Consider the following 19459-nt stretch of genomic DNA (forward strand, 5'->3'; position numbering starts at 1 on the left):
AGCGCGCGGTTCTCCGGTCCGCCTTCCGCGTGAAATTCTCCCAGCGCGCCGGCTATGGTCCTCTCCAGAGGTTGCTCGTGAAAAACCAGCAGTTCATACGAGTCCGGCGGCCAATTCAGCACGGCCCACTCGTAGACCGGGACATCACACGCTGAAGACGACGCCGCAACGAGTACTCCGATAGCAAGCACGGCCGCAGCGTTCAGCACCCTTCTGAACGCGCGCGATTGAAACATCTTGAGATACGTTCTACTCATAAAGGGTCGCGACTTTATCGCGCTGGAGTTCTTCCGCAACGGCTTCCACGCCGCACAGAAGCGTATCGAGATCCGTGTGCGGCGTCAGCGTAACAACCAGCTGCTCGGTGACCGCCACGCCGGGGAATTCCAGGATGTGCTCGCGGCGCGTTCCGCCCGACAAGGCCGCGATGTCCACGTTCTCCGCCACGTTCTTGCCCTGAAGCGCAATGTCAAACAGGCGCTGCCCGGCGCCAACGTCTTCCGGCTCTGCAAAGAACAACCGGACACGGTACCGCTTCTCCGCCGAGCCCGCCGGTTGAAGGCGCAACGTCAGCTCCCGGAGACCATGCGCGCCCGACGCGGCAACCCATGGATAAGCGCCTCTCTGAGTATGTGACGCATGGTGGCGAAACCATTCGATGTTCTCGGGCGCCGAGGTGACCTCTATCTTCGGGGAGGGGCCGCCCACATCGGGATAGTCCAGCCATAGCGTGCCGTCGGAGGAACGCCGGTCTCCCGGAGCTCCCAGGTTTATCCCGAGCCGCGTGATGGGAGCGTCAAAAGAGTGAATCGAACTGAAGGTCCACATTTCCGCTTCCGGCATGTGCACCATAGCCAGCGACGTCTGATTCTGGTAGGCGCACGAACAAGTACGCGTGTAATCCGGGGCATTCAGTACGCCGTCCGCCGCAATGAGGCTGTTGCTGCATCCCGACTTGAACCCGCCGAAATTCCCGGTGCCGCCGTCATTGGCGAAATCGTAGAACCCAGCGGCTCCCGAACGAAACGTCAACAGATGTTCGGCCGCAATCGGATAGTTGCACCCGTAAGCGCGCGCCCATTGCCAGGGAGTCTCAAGTCCCGTCAGGGGATGCGGCCGAACAAGCGGCTCCCCCGTTTTCATATTCAAACAGCTCGTTTCCGTAATGATCCAGTCCCCGTGCAATATTGGAAACGTGGCATAGGACACCTCCTTGTCCCACAACACGTCGCCGCTGCTGCCGCGGTAGGCAATCATGCGCTTGCCCTCTTCATCTACCGCCGTGTCGCGGGAGGGACGGGTCGACTGGATCAGGATGTCGTGCCCTTCAGAGTAGCTGAGAAACGACCCGAAAACATTGGCTTCGGTTTCCCATTTCACGTCCCCGGTGGCCAAGTCCAGCGCGGCCAGCCTCGCATTCCCCTCCGGGGTGACGCCCCGGCGGCGCAGACGGTTCTCGATCCCCGGCGGCATCTTGTCCAGACCGTAAAGCGTTCCGCCTCCGATAGCGATTCCGTTGTGCACAAAGCCATGGCGCGACTCGATCATCCAAATCAACTCGCCCGTGTGGCGGTTCAAGGCCGCCAGTTTGCGGCTTGCGCTGTGGTCGAAGTCGGACCAGATCGAGTATTCGCTGGACTGGACCGGCGCCACATCGGAAAACGAAACAAAGCCCGCCCCGCCAATCAGCAGGTCGCCCGAAACGCCTATGTACCCCCATTCCGGATACACCTTCTTCCTGGCTTCGGGATCAACGGGAGGGAAACGGAACACATTCTTGGTCGTCCCCGTTTCCGCGTCCAGCACATGGGTCTCACTGCCCTGTATCACGTACACAGCATCCAAGGTCGCGACGAAATTCGTGCCTCGAATGTTCGCACCCGGAATGTGCACCTGGTTATAGCGCGCGTCCGTCGGCGTATTCTTGTAAGTTTCGTTGTAGTAAATGCCGTACGTGCCAAGGTCGTGCAGCATTCGCTTCCAGATCACGCGGCCCGTGTAAACGTCGCGTGCGCTCATGCAGTCCATACCCTCAATGAACAAGCGTCCGCCGATCACTTGTTCCGAGGGGCCGTGGCCGTGGCGCGGCAATACATCGAGGTTCGAGCTTCCCCCGAACCACAACAAACCCAAAGGCAATTGCACCAGCGTGTCATCGGACTTTGCGGTTTGCGCCGCGTTGCCCAGGAGGTGGGTCCACGGCGCCGAACCGGGCAACGGGCCCTCTCGTGAGAACATTATGGCATCGGTTTCCCGATACGCCAGGCCGTGCAGCTGCGAACCCTCGCACAGGGCTTTCAAAGCAGTGTTGTCGGACGTCTTGGGCAACCAGACAACCCCGCCATAGGGCCGTGTCGCATGAAACAGACGGTTCAGCAGTTCCTCCCCGCGCGGATACCGGTCAGGGCTCAGTTCCTGCACGACCGTCAGCGAGGCAAGGTAAGGAGGAAGTTCAAGCGTGATGGGGTCGCCCTCCAACACCGCGACCCGGCGCCCGGACAGTCCCTTGCCCTCAAAATGACGCCGCAAACGTTCGACATTCCCGGCGTCCGCGCATATGGCGATGATGTGCAGGTTGGATTTCGCCAACAAAGCCTCGACAAGCGCGCCGTCGCCGGGCCCGTATACCAGCGCATATCCGTCGTAAACGCCCGTATCCGTCAATATCTTGTCAGCCTGTTCGAGGGCAGACGGCGGCGGACTGGTCACCGCAGGCGTCGGCGGACGGAGCACGGGCGCACCGCCGTCGGCGCCAAAGGCCATGACCCGGCCGTCCAGCGTGACCGCCAGCAAAACGCCGTTCGCGGCGACAAGACGGTTCACCTCGCCATCCACCGTTTTCACCCACGCTACGGACCACTGTTCCTTGGCAGGGCCGCAGTCCAGCGCGGTGATGCGGCCACCTCCCGCGGCATACAGACGTTTTCCCGCCCTGATGAGGTCGCCCGTGGCATCTACGGCCGCGGTCCACAGCGCCGCGTCCTGCCAATTAGCCGGGTCTTGCAGAAATGCATTCGCGTCAACCGCGGTGATTTGAGCGCCCGAGAAATAGAGGATTTCCGGCGTAAGCACAGGATGATTGCCAATTTGCGGGCACAGTTGCTCCCCATCTTCAAGGCGGTACGCTGAGGTAACGGTTTCGCGATGATGACTGAAGAAGATATCGCCGGACGTGGCAACAAACGACCCGCCGGTCTTGTTGTAATCGGCAACACGGTAATACCGGAACGCGCCGGTGGCCCGCTCGAATATCGCGGGAACGGAGCGTCCACCAGCAACAAGCAAGGCGTCACCATTAACCGCGAAGGCGCCTTGCGGGGCAACGTTCGCAAAGGAGACTGCGCCGCCGTGGGGTTGCTGCCGGAAACGCGCGCTTTCGGCATCGTTCATCCAGACCAGGTCGCCGGATGCTACATCGTGCGCATACAGGAAAACCCCCATAAAGGGCCAGATGCCTGCTCCCCAATACACGATGCCGTCAGCGACAACCGGGGCGCCGCGAGCCGGCCATGTCGAAATCAAACGGCTGTTTCCCAAGATCTTCCGGTCGGACGGCCCTCCCCGCCGTTTCCAGACAAGACCGCCGTCGGAAGTCCGAACGCAGTAAAGGTATCCGTCGTCGCTGACAAACAGAACGCGCTCCTGCGACACCACCGGGGGGAAACGGACCGGCCCATCGCAATAGTACGCCCATTCTTCCTCGCCGGTATCTTTGTCCAGGGCAACTACTTTATCGCTGTCGTTGAACCCGAGGAACACCCTATCCCCCGCCACAACTGGTTCAAAAACCTTGTCATACGGCATAAGATCCTGGTTGAGAGGGTCTTCCCATACCTGTGTTCGCGGGGGATAGTGGTTAATCCAGAGAAGGTCGATATTCGCGGGCAGCTCTTCGGGGCTGCTCGCCGTGCGCCCGGCGCCATAACGCCACATCGGCCAGTCTTCGCCTTGCGCCACGAACCCTGCCCACAAAACGCATATCAGGAGCGGCACAGTCCGAAATGCTTTCGCCAATATAACCTCCTCACTGGACACAAGTTGAGTGCGCTCCATAATTGCTGAAAACCAGAGCGATCCCCTCCGGTCTGCGGACACGGCATGCTTACGGTGACCAGCATCTATCATACCCACACCCGCTGAGGTGTTCAATTGGCGCAGACCGCGCCGCATTTCACGCATCCGTGCTAGCTAAGTGTTTGCCGGGGAAGAAAAATGCGGATGCTCAAAAAAACAAGCCCCCTCTTCGGGGGCTTCTTACCGAGTCGAACGGAAGGGTGGGATTAGGAGGCGCACTTCTCCTTCTTGGGGAAGATTGCGCAGACGATGTCGTCCACAAGCGGGATCGCGGCCTTTTCGGGACGACGGATCTTCGACGTCGCTCTGATGTGCTTCATACTGTTTCTCCTTTTGTAGGAAGGTTCCATTGACCTTCTGTGAAAACAATACAACCGAGCCCCGGGCTTGTTACGTGTTATCGTCACAGACTATGGTTATTGCCGCACGGAGTGCCAAGGGGCCCGCCATAAAGAAACCCGGGAAAACTCAGAAACCGAGCGGAAAAGCGACATGGACGATGCGATTCGCCGACACTGTATCGAGTTAGAACGCTGCAACCAGCGAGGAGACCGGATGCTAAGCGTCTTTGATCTGCTTGCGGCAGGGACACTGGAACTTGATCTGGCCGCATTCTTTATGGCGCGCATATCACGCGGAGCATCCTTTATGGTGGGGGCCAAGCCGGGTGGCGCCGGGAAAACCACCGTGATGTGCGCCCTGCTCAATTTCGTGCCTGCCGATACTGTATTGGCCGCCGCAACGGACGACGCCATACGGAGATTGTCGCGGGTGGAACTCGCTGGCCGCACATGCCTGATCTGCCACGAAATCGGCGCAGGCCCCTACTTCGCCTATCTTTGGGGCGAACCGCTGAGGCGTTACTATGCGTTGAGCGCCAAGGGATGCATGCTGGCAACAAATCTGCACGCGGACGACATCGGCGAAGCCCGCACACAGGTCTGTGGCGACAATGACGTGCCCCAAGCCCAGTTTACTGCTTTCCACCTGCTTGCGTTCATGCGCGTCGATGACGGCTGGCGCTCCCCCCGCCGGGTGGCAACCGTCCACAGTTCGAACGGAACATCGCCGCACCAGCTCGTCTACCAGTTCGGGCGCGGGCTCCAACACGCCGATGCCGGACTGGACCCGGGCTACTTTGCGGAATGCCGCAAGTTCATCGCGCGGCACGCCGACGGAACCGTCAGGACCATCGAGAAGACGCGGCGGCTGGTGCTGGATTTTCTGGCGGAATATAGTGGATAGCGTTGGCGCGATCCTGGTTTCAACTTGGAGAAAGCCATGGCACACGGCGCAGCAATCGTATGGCTCCGGCAGGATCTCCGCACCGAGGACAATCCGGCCCTGTCGGAAGCAGTCAAACGCGGGGGCCCCGTAGTTCCTGTCTACGTCTATGCGCCGCAGGAGGAGGGTGATAGTGCGCCCGGCGCCGCGAGCCGTTACTGGCTGCACCGTTCCCTGAAAAGCCTGCAAGAGACCCTGGAAAAGGCCGGTTCCCGGTTGATAGTGCGCCGCGGCAACAGCCTGGAAGAACTCGAGGCCGTAGCCCGTTCCGTTGATGCCGGCGCCGTGTTCTGGAACCGGCGTTACGAACCCGGCATCACCCGGCGCGACGAATCCATCAAGCGGGTGTTCGAGGAACGCGGGCTCGAGGTGAAGAGTTTTAACGGTTCGCTACTGCTCGAGCCGTGGGAGGTCACGACCAGACAGGGAGAACCCTATAAAGTTTTCACGCCGTTCTGGAAAGCCTGTCTCGAAAAACTGGACCCCGCGGAGCCGTTGGCCGCTCCGCGAAAGGTTCCCGCTCCGGGTTCGTGGCCGAAATCGCTCCGCGTCGAATCTCTGGAGCTGCAGCCGGAGCCCGATTGGGCCGGCGGCATCCGGGAAGCCTGGGCGTTTGGCGAAGCCGCTGCTCACGCGCGCCTCGAATCCTTTCTCAACGAATCCCTGCCCGCCTATCTCGACGGGCGCGACCAGCCTGCAAAGGACGACACGTCCAGGATGTCGCCCTACCTTCATTTCGGCGAGATCAGTCCTCGCCAGCTCTGGCATGGTGTTCAAGCAGCCGCATCCGCGCACAATTCGCGGGGAGCACTCCGTGGCGCCGAGAAGTATCTGAGCGAACTTGGATGGCGCGAGTTCTCGTACAATCTGCTCTACAACTTCCCCCATTTGCCTCGCACGCCCATGCAGGAGAAGTTCGAAGCCTTCCCCTGGGGACGTGATGACGAAGCGCAGGAAGCGTGGCAGCGCGGCCGTACCGGTTATCCCATCGTCGATGCGGGCATGCGGCAGCTCTGGAAAACCGGATGGATGCACAACCGCGTCCGTATGATTGTCGCATCTCTGCTCACTAAAGACCTGCTTATTCCCTGGCAACAGGGGGCTGCCTGGTTCTGGGACACCCTCGTCGACGCCGACCTTGCGAACAATACGCAAGGGTGGCAGTGGACGGCAGGCTGCGGAGCGGACGCCGCTCCCTACTTCCGAATCTTCAATCCTGTGAGCCAGGGCGAACGCTATGACCCGAAGGGCGATTACATCCGCCAGTGGGTGCCTGAAATCGCAGCCCTGCCCGACAAGTGGATTCACAAGCCGTGGGAAGCGCCTCGGGATGTGTTGCACGGGGCTCGCGTCGCCTTGGATAAGACCTACCCGTCGCCTATAATCGAGCATTCGGAAGCCCGGGTTCGCGCTCTCGCCGCGTACCAACAGATCAGGTAGCTGCAGAGTTTGCGGCGTCCTTTGGGGAGTTGTTTTGGTCCGCTATCGATTCAAACTCAGAACGAGGGGAAGTGCATTGAGAAAACTACTTTCAAATCCGATCCTCATATGCTGGCTCGTTGCCTTTGGCGGCATGGCGGGAGCTGTCGAGCAGAAATGCATCCTTTTCGAGGATTCGTATGGCGAACGGCTCGGTTCGCCTGACCCGAACGTGGCGATTTGGTGGGCGTCTTCCGGCTGGAAGATCAGCCAGACCCGCCCTGTGCCGTCCAAGAAAGGCCAGGCGCTCGAGATACGCGCCGCCCGGAACGAAGCCGAAGCCGCCCAGCTGGTCGTGCGTCCTGCCCAAGCACTCGAGGGGTTCACCGCAAAAGCGTCCAGCCTGACCGGCCAGAACGGCGCCGTGATTCCGGCCGAAGCCATCGAGGTGTTGCGGGTGCGCTATGTAAATGTCGAGTTTCCTTCGGATGCCTGGGGCACGAAAGGCATGTGGCCGGATCCTCTGCCGCCCTTCACCGGACCCATTCGGCTGGCGCCCGGCAAGAATCAGCCGTTGTGGGTACGCGTCGACGTGCCCCGCGATGCCGTTCCAGGCGATTACCAGGGGACTATCGTGCTCGAGGCAACCGGGTTTAGCGCGCAGGTTCCCTTCCGCGTGCACGTCTATGCCTTTGATTTCCCCGACAGGATGACGTGTACGACCGCGTTCGGGTTTGATGCGGGGGCCGTCTTCCATTACCAGGCACTGAAGGAGCCGCAGGACCGGGAAACCGTCCTTCAAAAGTATTTGGACTACTTCGCCCGCAATCATATCACCCTTTACGACCCTGTGCCGGGTCACGAGATCAAGGTCGAATGGGTGAAACTGGGCGAAAACGAAGGAGCGGACCTTGCCCCTGCTGTCCGCAAACTCCTCCAGGAAAAAGCAATAACGCCCCGGTTCGACTGGTCCGACTGGGATGCTGCGATGGAAGAGGCTATCCGCGACAGGTACATCACCACGTTCAGGATAGGCATTCCCGGCATGGGCGGCGGGTCGTTCGCCGGGCAGAGCGCACCATCCCTGCTCGACTACAAGCAGGGTGACCTCGAATTCGAGCTGGCCTTCACCTCCTATGCGCAGGCAGTTGAATCCCATTTGCGCGAAAAAGGCTGGCTCGACATGAGCTACGTGTACTTCTTCGACGAGCCCACCGCCAGACAGTACGAATTTGTGCGGGACCAGTTCATCCGCCTCAAGAACGCCGCGCCGGGCATTGGCCGCATGATTACGGAAAGGATCGACCCCAAACTCGTCGGCGGACCCAATATCTGGTGTCCCATGACCAGTACCTACAATCATGACGACGCCAAAGCGCGTAAAGCCGCCGGAGAAACCATCTGGTGGTACATTTGCACCGTGCCTAAGCGGCCCTTCGCGGGCATGTTTATTGACCATCCTGGTACAGACCTGCGCATCTGGGCGTGGCAGACATGGCAGTACGATGTATCAGGGCTGCTGTTCTGGACCACGACCCTCTGGACAACCGGCGTGGCCTATCCGGACCATCCCCAGAATCCGTACGAGGATCCCATGGGATGGAAATCAAATCCGTATGTCGAGGGCACGCGCGAACCATGGGGGAACGGCGACGGCCGCTTTGCCTACCCGCCCGAGGCGGCTGGCGGGGTTGCGCAACAGCCCGTACTTGACGGTCCCGTCTCATGCGTCCGCATGGAAATGCTGCGGGACGGCATCGAGGACTACGAATACATGGTCATGCTCGAGCGGCTGCTCGACACAAAGGGCGATGCCCTCCCGCCGCGGTTGAAACGCCGTTACGAGCGCCTCCTGGCGGTCCCCCGGGAAATATCGGAAAACCTCACAACCTACACCAAGGACCCCGCGCCCATCGAGAAACACCGCGAAAAGGTCGCGCGGGCAATAGAGGAGCTCTCGGCAAAGTGACGTGCTTACGAGGCGTCAGCCCCGCTTGGGAAGACGCCCGTAGGTTTCGGTCAATTCGCGCAGGCGCTCGCCCAGATTCGGGGTGAGCGCCTCGCGCGCAAACCTCCACCGCCAGTTGTGATCGCCGCTTGTCCCCGGCGTATTCATGCGGGCTTCCGAACCCAGCCCGAGAATGTCCTGCAGCGGGAAAATGGCCGTATCGGCCACCGACGCCATAACCACTCGAATCCCCACCCAGTTGATGTCTTTGCCGGAGGTTGCCATGTATTTCCGGGCGAAATTCCGTTCTTTCTTGACGGCACTTCTGGACATGGTGGTGTCTTCGCCTTCCGCGCGCCACCACCCGATGAAGGTATCGTTGTCGTGCGTTCCCGTATACGCCACCATGTTCGGATAGTATTCGTGGGGGAGGAATCCCGAATGGTCGGCGTCGGGCCCGAAGGCGAATTGCAGCACGCCCATGCCCGGGAACTCGAACCGCTTGCGCAGGGCTTCCACTTCTTCCGTGATCAGGCCCAGGTTTTCCGCGACCAGCCTGACCTGTCCGAGGGCGTTGTGTATCGCGTGAAACAGGTCGTCGCGAGGCCCCGGTTCCCAATGCCCGTTGACCGCCGTCTTCTCTTGCGCGGGAATCACCCAGTACGCCTCGAATCCCCGGAAATGATCGATCCGCAGAATGTCCATGACGGAGAGCATCGCGCGGACCCGGTCCGTCCACCACGCATATCCCCGCGAAGCCATCTCATCCCATCGATAAATGGGGTTGCCCCAGTACTGGCCCGTAGCCGAGAAATAGTCGGGAGGGACGCCGGCAACAATGGTAGGCGAGCCCTTCTCGTCGAGATGGAACAAATCGGGATGGCTCCATACGTCGCTGCTGTCATGGGCGACATAAATGGGAATGTCTCCCATGATCTCGATGCCGTGACCCCGGCAATAGTCCTTTAACGCGCGCCACTGGCGAAAGAACAGAAACTGCGCGAACATCGAATCTTCGATCTGCCTCGCCAATCTGTCTTTCCACGAACGCAGGGCATCCGCATCCCGGCGGACCAGGCTTTCCTCCCATTGGTTCCAGGACACGCCGTTGTGGGCTTCTTTAAGCGCCCGGAACAACGCGTAGTCATCGAGCCAACTGGCGTTGTCCGAGCAAAAGCGCACGTAGTCGGCCTGCAGGTAGTCCGCGCCGCCTTCATGAAACCGCCGGCTCGCTTTCCGCAGCGCCGCCTCTTTGAATTGCGCAACGCTGTTGTAATCCACGGATGCTCTGTCAAAACCGGGCGCGCTTTCCACGGCGGCAGCGTCAAGAAGCCCTTCTTCCACCAGACGCGGCAGGTTGACCAGCAAGGGATTGCCCGCATGCGCCGAATAGCACTGGTACGGCGAGTTTGCGGGGCCAGTCGGCCCCAACGGCAACACCTGCCAGAGCCGTTGCCCGGATTCGTGCAGAAAATCGGCAAAGCGATAGGCTTCCGTGCCGAGGTCCCCTATTCCATGCTCTCCGGGCAGCGATGTGGGGTGCAACAGCACCCCGCTTGAACGTGGTAGGCGCACAGTGTTTCCTCTACTCGTCAGCTTCTAAGCAGTTCCTGTATCCCCTGCTGAATGTGCCGAAATGCCTTCTTGTACTTGGCGGGGCTTCCCTTAACCGCGACGACATCGATACGGATCGTCTTGCGGCGCGGACGCTGCCACGTCTCCGCATCCAGGATGGCCAACGGATATAGCCCCGCTTTCGCAAGGGCCCTCTCAATGCACGCCTGCGAGTGTATCCGTTCCCGAATCGTATTTGCCACTCCGCTATTCACCCTGACCGAAGTCTCCGTGATGCCAGTCGCATGATCGTAGGTGCTGTGCCAGGCAGTGCTGAAGGCGCCATTGTCTTCGGTCCAACGCTGCCCCGCGAAATGCTGCAGCACCATCTGCTCGGTGACGAAGTCGAAATAGAACAGCCCGTCCGGCCGGAGCACCGCCCCGCACTGCAGAATGGCCTCCTCCAGTTCCTCGTCCGTTAGCAGGAAATTCACGCTGTCGAACAGACACGTCGCCAAATCCAGGGAGGCCTTGAACGGCAAGGCCCGGAGGTCTCCCACCACCCCGCGCCACGATACGTCCGTCTTCCGGCCGGAAATTATCATGGCGGGCGACAAATCCATGCCGACGGTGTGCCAGCCGAGCCCTGCAAGCCGCTTTACGAGGGTCCCCGTGCCACACGCAAGGTCGCCGTGTCGAAACGGACAGGACAACATTCCGCTCAAGGCAAGGGTCACCAGGTACCACCGGTCATAATCCACATGGGCCATGATGCGGTCGTAATACCAGGCGAGTGTCGCAAAAGGGTCAGTACTCATGTCGCGTCGAGATGCCCATGGCCCGTTCCCGCTCTGAAAGATGGCCCTGGTTTACCAGCTCACGCCCGATCCACGCAAAGAACTCCTCCGAAATGGGATCGACCGTTGCGCGCGTACGGATATACTGCAACTTTTGAGACGCCACGAAATACAATCCCCGGTAGAAATTCTCCTTCTCACAGATCTCCCTGGCGTGCGCCGCCTCCGGCCGGTCGCGCAACGGTTCCGCATAATCAGCAAAGTACAGGGCCAGCCCGGTCAACCCCAGGCCCGGGCGCCCGGTAGTGTGCCAGAAGATGGCCTCATACGCTTCTTGGTCGCGCAAATCCAGTTTCCGGCGGCATTCCTCGGCTGCAACCGGACCGTGCAACAGTTTGGGGTTTTCCCGCTGCACGGGGGAAATGTCGAGCCCGTACGCCTCCGCCTCACTCAGGAGGCTTTCTTTCTTGCGCCCCTTTTCAAGGTCGTGGAGAAGCCCCGCCGTTACGGCGCGTTCATACGGAATCTCGAGCAACTCCGACAGCGAGACCATGTACTCCGCGACGGACAACACGTGCGCGAGCGTACGCTTGGACAGCCGCTCCTCAAGAAGAGCGATGTACTCGGAGGCCCGGGGAATGCGAAAGTTATGATTCATACGTTCCGTGTTTCTTCACATACCGGCGCACCGGCGGCGGCAAGAATTCTTCGTATGCTTTACGATTGGCGGCGCGATTGCGCACTTCCGTGGAAGATATCTCGACGGGATCGATGTCCAGCATGGTATAGCGCCCATCAAGTTCCGCCGAGACGTGATATTGCCCCGGCCGGGGCGCAACCAGCAAATGCGCCTTTGCAAGGATAGTCTCGAAATTTCGCCACTTTGGCAGATCCGCGAGAGAATCCATGCCGAGGACAAGGAACAACTCGGCAAGCGGGAACTGCCGCTCGAGCACCGAGAGAGTCTCGTCGGTATACGAAGGCCCTTCGCGGTCGAGTTCCACACGGCTGGGTTCAAGACCGGATTCACCAGCCAGGGCAGCCTGCACCATGGCAAACCGCTCTTCAGGAGCGGCGTGCAATTCCGCGCGCGATTTATGCGGAGGATTCGAAGCGACAACGAAAAGCACTCTGTCAAGACGCGCCTGATTCAAGGCCGCCTTGGCAATCCGTATGTGCGCTTCATGTATGGGGTCAAAGGTGCCCCCGAAGACGCCAATGCGTTCTGTCTTATTCACGGATCTGACCCGAACCCCGGATGATGTACTTCAAACACGTAAGCTCTTGTAGCGCCATGGGACCACGGCAATGCAGCTTGTTGGTACTGATGCCGATCTCGGCCCCCAATCCAAACTCGAACCCGTCCGTAAACCGCGTCGAGGCGTTCACGTAGACGGCGGCGCTGTCCACCTCGTCAAGGAAGCGCTCAGCCGCGTCATACCGTTCCGTAACAATCGCATCGGAATGGTGCGACCCATACCGGTTGATATGGTCAACCGCCGCATCAAACGATTCTACGACTTTGATCGACAGAATCTTGTCCAGATACTCAGTCGTCCAGTCCTCTTCGGTTGCCTCCTTGCACGAAATAGTCCGCCGCGTTCTCGGGCACCCTCTAAGCTCGCAGCCGCCCCTTTCGAGCGCCTTCGCCACATCTGGAAGAAACTCCGCGGCGACATCTTCATGCACCAAGAGGGTTTCCATCGCGTTGCACACGCCTGGCCGTTGAAGCTTGGCGTTGACTACGATCGATGCCGCCATGTCCAAGTCAGCATCCGAATCCACATAGACGTGGCATACGCCGTCCAGATGGGCAACGACCGGGATGCGCGATTCCTCCAGGATGCGCGCGATGAGTCCCTTACCGCCCCGGGGCACCACGACGTCTATATACGCATTCATTTTCAGTAATTCGCCCACGGCCGCGCGGTCGGTCGTCGTGATGATCTGCACCGCCCCCTCCGGCACGCCCGCCGCCACGGCTCCGTCAATGAACGCCTTGGCAATGGCCACATTCGAGTGTATGGCCTCGGAACCGCCCCGGAGAATGGCCGCATTGCCCGACTTCAAACACAGCGCAGCGGCGTCGGCGGTGACGTTCGGACGGCTTTCGTAGATGATAGCCACCACCCCCAGCGGCTGCCGAATCTGCGCGATGCGCATCCCGTTGGGATGCACCTTCTGCCGCACAATGTCGCCAACCGGGTCCGGCAAGGCAGCCACGGTCTCGAGACCGGCTGCCATCGCCTCAATGCGCGTGTCGGTAAGCTCCAGGCGGTCCAGCATGGCAGGTGTCAAACCCTTTGCGCGCCCGGCCTCCAAATCCTTCAGGTTGGCGACCTTAAGTCCGGCAGCAGCCTGGCGAACCCCCCGCGCCGCATTGAGAAGCGCCGTGTTTTTCACCGCGGGAGACAGCGACCGCAACACCTGCGCAGCGTCGTGGGCCGTCCTGCAAATCCCAGCGATTTCCTCGTGTAATATCATCGTGCGCGGTTTCCTTCCCTTCGCGTTAGTCTCCGTCCGGGCATGGCGTGCTTCCTTTACAATACGACCATATTGTTGCGGTGCACCACCTCGTCGAAATCCTTCCGCCCCAGGATAGCCTGTATTTGACTGCTCTTGCAGCCCTTTATGCGGTCGATATCTTCGCTCGAGTAATTCACAAGACCGCGGGCGATGTCATTCTCTTGAGCATCCGTAATCCGCACCGAATCGCCCATGCGGAACTTTCCATCGACCTTCGTGACCCCGGCCGCCAGCAGGCTCCGCCCCTGGCGCTGCAACGCATTCCTGGCCCCGTCGTCGATGCAGATGACCCCGCGCGAAGAACGCCCAAAAGCGATCCACCGCTTGCGATGCGATAGCGCCCCCCGTGAAGAAAAAAACGTCGTCCCCACGCCCTGGCCGCTGAGGGTATCATGCAGGATGTTCGGACGCCTCCCGTTCGCGATGACCGTGCGCACCTGAGCCGCGCAGGCTATTCGCGCTGCCGTCAACTTCGTCACCATGCCCCCTACGGAGGTCTGCTCCTCGGTGTCTCCGGCCAACGCCTCGAGCTCAGGCGTTATTGCCTTAACTTCGCGGATGAGACGCGCCTCGCGGTTCCGGCGCGGGTCGGCATCGAACAGCCCGTCAACATTGCTCAAGATAATGAGAAGGTCCGCGGAGATTTTCGCCGACACGCGCGCCGCCAGCGTATCGTTGTCGCCGAACTTGAGCTCTTCGATGGCTACGGAGTCGTTCTCATTAACAATGGGAATAACGTTCTTGAGCGTGAACAATGCGTGCAACGTGTTCCGGATATTGAGGTAGGTTTCGCGGCTGTCCAGGTCCGATGCCGAAAGCAACACCTGGGCCGAACGAAGTCCTCCTCCGTACGTGCGGAAAAGCGTCTCGTAATAGTGCATCAGGTTGGCCTGGCCTACCGCCGCGGTTGCCTGTTTCAGCGGCAGAAGCTTCGGCCGTTCCTTCAACCCGAGAGCCGTCATCCCGCAACCAATGGCCCCAGACGAAACCACGAGAATGTTCAGTTGCCGCTCCCTCTTGAGCTGGCACAGCTCTTTGACGATCTCTTCGAGAACCTGGCCGTCGAACCCTGATGGCCCCGTCAGAAGCGATGTGCCGATCTTCACAACAATCGTCTTCACTTTACTCAGGTCGGTATTCAAGCTCGATATCTCCAATATAGATGGACTCGCCCGGCTTCGCGCCGAGCCGCTTCAGTGCCTTGAACAAGCCCATGCGGCGCAGTTTGTGTTGCAGATGGGACACCGCTTCGTCGTTCTCGAAATCCGTCATGGCCACCGCTCGAAGCACGGGCTTGCCCTCGACGCGAAATCCGCCGCCTTCACGCTCGATCGTGTACGGCGATTCGTAAGTATACTCCCCTTCCTCGGCTTCTTCCGAGACGTTCGTTTCGTTGCGCCGCAACCGCTCGACAACAGACCAGAGACGCTCGAGAACGGCCGGGACTCCTTCTCCCGTCACGGCTGAGATCGGATACGCCCCGCCGTGTGTTTGCGAGAACTCTTCCGCGCGGGCGCGGCTTTCCGGGATATCAATCTTGTTAAGAGCGATGATTCTGGGGCGGTCGGCGAACACGGGGCTGTATTGCTCGAGTTCCGACTCCAGCATGTGCAACGCCGCCTCGGGAGCCTCGTCTCCCGCATCAATGATGAACACAAGGACTTTGGTCCGCTCGATATGGCGCAGAAAGTCGTGACCTAGCCCTTTGCCCTCGGCCGCGCCCTCTATAATCCCCGGGATGTCCGCCATGGTCAGCGAGCGGAACCCGTCCAGTTCAGCAACTCCCAGGTTCGGCGTGATCGTCGTGAACGGATAATCCGCTATCTTTGGAGTAGCCGCGGTAACTCGCGAAAGGAAAGTGGATTTGCCCGCATTGGGCAGACCCACAAGCCCGACTTCCGCGATGAGCTTGAGTTCGAGGACATAGTTGGCTTCTTCGCCGGGCTCGCCCAGTTCCGCGAAGCGCGGAACCCGGCGCGTCGAGCTCGTGAACCGGGCGTTGCCCTTCCCCCCTCGACCGCCCTGCGCCGCACGGAACCGTTGCCCCGGCGCCGCCAAGTCGCATCGTATCTCGCCGGTGTCAAAGTCACGCACCAGCGTTCCCACCGGCACGGGAATGGCGGTTTCCGCCCCTGTCTTGCCGTGCCGGTTAGAACCCTGCCCGTGAGTCCCAGCCTCGCCTTTCCAATGCGCATGATACCGCAATTTGATCAGCGACGAAGCCTCCGTGACGGCGACAAAAAACACGTCGCCCCCGTGGCCGCCATCGCCGCCATCCGGGCCGCCGCGGGGGACGTACTTTTCGCGCCTGAAGCTACAGCACCCGTTGCCGCCCGCGCCTCCGGTCACCCGTATTCGTACGCGATCGACAAACATGGCGCATCGCCGCTGTCCGCAGCGTTAATTCGACTCGGACGGTACGACGTCCACGCGTTTACGCTGCTTTGTAACGTGACGAAACTGGACCACGCCGTCCGCGAGCGCAAACAGCGTATCATCTCTGCCAATGCCCACATTTTCGCCGGGGCGGAATTTCGTGCCGCGCTGACGGACAATGATATTGCCCGAACGCACCACTTCGCCGCCGAATTTTTTCACGCCAAGCCGTTGTGCTGTGCTGTCGCGGCCGTTGCGCGAACTGCCGCCTGCTTTCTTATGTGCCATGCTCTACTCTCCTCTAGGCCAGGATGTTCTGGACCCTGAGCTCCGTGTAACTTTGCCGGTGGCCGTAAGTCCGCGTGTAGTTGTTCTTCCGCTTCTTCTTGAAGACCCGGATCTTCTTCGCGCGGCCCTGACGAACCACCTCGCAGACCACTTTGGCCGATTCCAGCGCCTTCGGATCAACGACCAGGCCGTCGTCCTTGCTGAGCAGCGCGATATCGGTCAGTTCCACCGTGTCGCCGACGGGCGCATCGAGTCTCTCAACACGCAACACGTCACCCTGGGATACCTTATGCTGTTTGCCGCCTGTCTTTACCACTGCGTACATGATGCTTACTCTCCAACACCGCCATGCGCATTCCCGAATCAGGAGAATCCGCGCTGAGGACGCACACCGGCGCGCCCGTTCTTCATGTTCTACCGGTCTCTACACGCGCCTTCTTGATTCCGGCGCATCACAAAAGCCTCTGCCGCGGCGCGCAACTCCGCGCACCCCGACAACGAGGCAAGATAACTCGACTTCGCGTTACGCGGCGACGGCAGGTTTTCCGTGATTGCCGAAAGCCGGCCAAACGCGCCCTCCGCCACGATCTCGTGACTGTTTGTCGTTGCCCGCGGGTCGGCTATCACCCGAACGCGCGTTTGCCTGGGGCCCACGCCAGCCAGACTCAGCGCTGCCGCAACATTCACATTCTTGGGGAAAGCTCTCACGGCCTCCAACGCCGTCCCCTCGAAAATGACCTTCGGTTCCTTCAAATCATCCAGCCGGATGTTGTTCTCGATAAGGTATGGCGCTCCTTCAAGCCCTTTCGGAGGCTTCCGCGTGGTCAAAGTCACGCTGTGCAAACCTCCCTCGCGAGCCGCGCGCACGCCGTCCAAGCCGGCGAGCGCTCCTGAGGGCAGCCACACTCGAACGTTGTGCTTCCGGGCCTCCTCGAGCAACCTGGGCTTCGTCATCAACCCGCCGATGCTCAAGATCAAGCAATCCTTGTGATACTTGATGGCGGCGTCAATGACACTCTCTACCGCGGTTGCATCCGCGCATTCCACCAGAAAATCTGCCGTAGCAGCGTTTTCTTCCAAACCGCAGATCTTTGCCGAGAGCTGAAAACTCCTCAGCAACAGCTCTGCCTTCGACGGCTCGATGTCGGTCAACGCCGAAATCTCCGCCGGGATATCACCCTTTTGCAGAGCTATGCAGAAGTCGGCCCCGATATTGCCGCAGCCGACTAACCCAACTCTCATCTTAGCCATATTACATCCGCAGTTTACAGGGCGCGACACGCCGCACTCCCAGCGATATGATTGCGCGAGAATGACTTAGACTGAGTACGCCAGGTACCTGACGCCGCGCTTCGGGGCATGATTCTCAAAAGTGCCCGCTCTACAGAGTCAAAAGAGAGTACCACACGGGGGAAAGCATAGTCAAACAACAATTTAGCCTTGGATAACCCCGGTCAGAGAAACCAGGAAAGAGGACATTTCTAATGTGGCTTGACGACAACAATTCAGCCGCAACCGTCCATGCGCAGTCCCTGCGCAAATCGCTGGGCAAACATTGACAAGATTGGGTAAGACGCCGTGCGGCTGGTGCGACCCGATTGCCTGCTCTTCTTCAGCGTCAACGGCGCGTCACGTACCAGCCTGGCCTGAAGGCCCGCAACATCGCCAAGCCAAGACCGCTCAGTCTCGCCGGGGTCAAGCGCAGATATCTCCGCGCACGGTTCAACGATATGCCAAGTTCTCGGCACCGGGGCATGGAGGTCCTCCGCTTCCCCGGACCTTCCCTCTGGGCTGGTATATTTCGCGCCTTTGGTGCTGTGACGCATGAAATGCGCGCCGGTCTTTTCCCATCCGCTCGGCGCCTTGAAAACCCCGGCCCATCCGTGAAATGCCAGAGTGCTTCTGTTGGCCCGCTCCACATTACTCCGGCGGTTAGCATGTAGACACTGGCAAGCCGGTACGCGCAGCCGCTAAACACATCGGCTTCGTATCTTCTCCAGGTCCCTGATAACGTTCCCCACAAAGGCCGGAGTAACAGGAATTTCATCAAGGACGCTATAGAACAGCCCTGTTTCGTCCTTGAAAGACTTCAGCGACTCGAGGCATCTCCGGATCTCAGCGAGCGAGGCGTCCGGACACCAGAACCGCACACCCAGCCGTCTCATGAGTTCCTCAGCCCACTCGGGCCTGTTCTGCTGAAGCCGCGCTACGGTAAAAATACCGAGACCTACCAGGTCGCCGTGGATAAAGTGGCGGCCGGTAAGGTTCTCCAGGTTGTATGCGACGATATGCTCGGCGCCCTCTTCGGGGCGGCTTGTCCCGAGCCGGGCACAGAACGCGACTTCCCGGCGGTACAGCTCGATTAGGGTGTCGATCCCCCGGGGCGTGACCTCAAAGACCGCCTCCGCGTTCGCGTCCAGCTCCTCGAGACAGCCTCGAGCCTCTTCGGCCACGCCGGCGTCGAACATTTCCCCATTTTGCCTGTGAGCGGCCTGCCAGTCATACAAGGCGGTGTGAATGCTCGCGATATCTGCCGCGCCGGCCCGGTTCAGTTCGGGAGGAGCTTGTTGGATCAGGTCGTAGTCTATGAGCAACTCCCGGGGACAAATCTTCCCCACATACCTGACCACGTTCTCCACACGCGCTCCCACCGAGTCCGTAAGGGGAGCATCCACTGAGACGATTGTGGGCACAAGAATCATCCGGCACTGGCGTTTCCACGCCACGAATTTTGCCGTGTCGCAACATGAGCCCCCGCCGAGCCCGACCACCGTGTCACACGCAGGAAGTTCGCTTTCGAGACGCTCCAGCGTTTCCAAACGCATATCCGAGACGAAATGAACGGCGCTGGGCCTCCATGACAAGGCTTTCTGTACCAAGCGCCACGGGGCTTCCATGGTAAGCACGGCGACCGTGCCCTCGATGGCCGCGAGTTCCTGCACAATCCCGTGTCCGCAACGGATGTCCGGCGCTCGGTATTGCATGACAGTCCCCTTTCCTCCCCAAGCACGCGCTTGAGTCCGCGCTATCCCAAGACTTCGCGAGCCATCCGCCGCGTGAGCCTTTGGCATCATGAGTCGCGAATATTGTATTCTAGAATCGAACGTGCCGCGCACACAACGAGTTGCGATAGAGACATGTCCGGTCTCCCTTCATGGTTGGCCATCACCGGACGCAACCCTTTCGGGTGACG

General features: G+C 60.2%; 16 protein-coding genes. 3 read left to right on the forward strand and 13 right to left on the reverse strand.

Features of this window, described 5'->3' with window-relative positions; translation table 11 throughout:
- Together PLJ71_17810 and PLJ71_17815 are read right to left on the reverse strand one after the other, a co-directional pair.
- On the reverse strand, nt 1–257 hold a 257-nt coding region (locus tag PLJ71_17810), incomplete at its 3' end, for a hypothetical protein (GenBank protein HQM50548.1).
- On the reverse strand, nt 250–4014 hold the full coding sequence (locus PLJ71_17815) for a PQQ-binding-like beta-propeller repeat protein (protein HQM50549.1): 3765 nt from the start codon (nt 4012–4014) through the stop codon (nt 250–252). The genes PLJ71_17815 and PLJ71_17810, both read right to left, overlap by 8 nt.
- 615 nt (nt 4015–4629) lie before the next feature.
- On the opposite strand from PLJ71_17815, the gene PLJ71_17820 reads away from it, so the two are divergent.
- The 3 genes from PLJ71_17820 (at nt 4630) to PLJ71_17830 (ending at nt 8746) form a co-directional block, all read left to right on the forward strand.
- On the forward strand, nt 4630–5319 hold the full coding sequence (locus PLJ71_17820) for a hypothetical protein (protein HQM50550.1): 690 nt from the start codon (nt 4630–4632) through the stop codon (nt 5317–5319).
- Between the two features lie 36 nt (nt 5320–5355).
- Nucleotides 5356–6798, forward strand: a complete 1443-nt coding sequence (locus tag PLJ71_17825; GenBank protein HQM50551.1) for a deoxyribodipyrimidine photo-lyase — start codon at nt 5356–5358, stop codon at nt 6796–6798.
- Between the two features lie 76 nt (nt 6799–6874).
- Nucleotides 6875–8746: a DUF6067 family protein gene (locus PLJ71_17830; protein ID HQM50552.1), complete on the forward strand. Its 1872-nt coding sequence runs from the start codon at nt 6875–6877 to the stop codon at nt 8744–8746.
- 15 nt (nt 8747–8761) lie between these two features.
- On the opposite strand, the gene malQ is transcribed toward PLJ71_17830, so the two are convergent.
- The 11 genes from malQ to PLJ71_17885 form a co-directional block, all read right to left on the reverse strand.
- Complete coding sequence (gene malQ / locus PLJ71_17835) at nt 8762–10300, reverse strand: 4-alpha-glucanotransferase (protein ID HQM50553.1); 1539 nt, start codon at nt 10298–10300, stop codon at nt 8762–8764.
- Between the two features lie 17 nt (nt 10301–10317).
- Entirely contained in the window at nt 10318–11097 is a 780-nt protein-coding gene (locus PLJ71_17840) for a class I SAM-dependent methyltransferase (GenBank protein ID HQM50554.1), read from the reverse strand.
- Nucleotides 11087–11734, reverse strand: coding sequence for an HD domain-containing protein (locus tag PLJ71_17845; GenBank protein ID HQM50555.1), 648 nt, complete (start codon nt 11732–11734; stop codon nt 11087–11089). Before PLJ71_17845 ends, PLJ71_17840 begins: the two co-directional genes overlap by 11 nt.
- Complete coding sequence (gene nadD, locus PLJ71_17850) at nt 11724–12314, reverse strand: nicotinate-nucleotide adenylyltransferase (protein HQM50556.1); 591 nt, start codon at nt 12312–12314, stop codon at nt 11724–11726. The genes PLJ71_17845 and nadD overlap by 11 nt, the downstream gene beginning before the upstream one ends.
- A complete protein-coding gene (locus PLJ71_17855; protein ID HQM50557.1) occupies nt 12307–13560 on the reverse strand; it encodes a glutamate-5-semialdehyde dehydrogenase in 1254 nt (417 codons plus the stop codon). Before PLJ71_17855 ends, nadD begins: the two co-directional genes overlap by 8 nt.
- A gap of 56 nt (nt 13561–13616) precedes the next feature.
- Entirely contained in the window at nt 13617–14744 is a 1128-nt protein-coding gene (proB, locus tag PLJ71_17860; GenBank protein HQM50558.1) for a glutamate 5-kinase, read from the reverse strand.
- A complete protein-coding gene (gene obgE / locus PLJ71_17865; protein HQM50559.1) occupies nt 14725–15978 on the reverse strand; it encodes a GTPase ObgE in 1254 nt (417 codons plus the stop codon). Before obgE ends, proB begins: the two co-directional genes overlap by 20 nt.
- Nucleotides 15979–16002: 24 nt before the next feature.
- Nucleotides 16003–16266 carry a 50S ribosomal protein L27 gene (gene rpmA / locus PLJ71_17870; GenBank protein ID HQM50560.1) on the reverse strand — a complete coding sequence of 88 codons (264 nt, stop codon included), beginning with the start codon at nt 16264–16266 and terminating at the stop codon, nt 16003–16005.
- A 13-nt stretch (nt 16267–16279) separates the two neighbouring features.
- On the reverse strand, nt 16280–16591 hold the full coding sequence (gene rplU, locus PLJ71_17875; protein HQM50561.1) for a 50S ribosomal protein L21: 312 nt from the start codon (nt 16589–16591) through the stop codon (nt 16280–16282).
- An 89-nt stretch (nt 16592–16680) separates the two neighbouring features.
- Complete coding sequence (locus tag PLJ71_17880; GenBank protein ID HQM50562.1) at nt 16681–17517, reverse strand: aspartate dehydrogenase; 837 nt, start codon at nt 17515–17517, stop codon at nt 16681–16683.
- Nucleotides 17518–18236: 719 nt separating this feature from the next.
- A complete protein-coding gene (locus PLJ71_17885; protein ID HQM50563.1) occupies nt 18237–19250 on the reverse strand; it encodes an iron-containing alcohol dehydrogenase in 1014 nt (337 codons plus the stop codon).
- Nucleotides 19251–19459 lie beyond the last annotated feature (209 nt).

The sequence above is a fragment of the Candidatus Hydrogenedentota bacterium genome (genome assembly GCA_035416745.1).
Taxonomy (GTDB): domain Bacteria; phylum Hydrogenedentota; class Hydrogenedentia; order Hydrogenedentales; family SLHB01; genus UBA2224.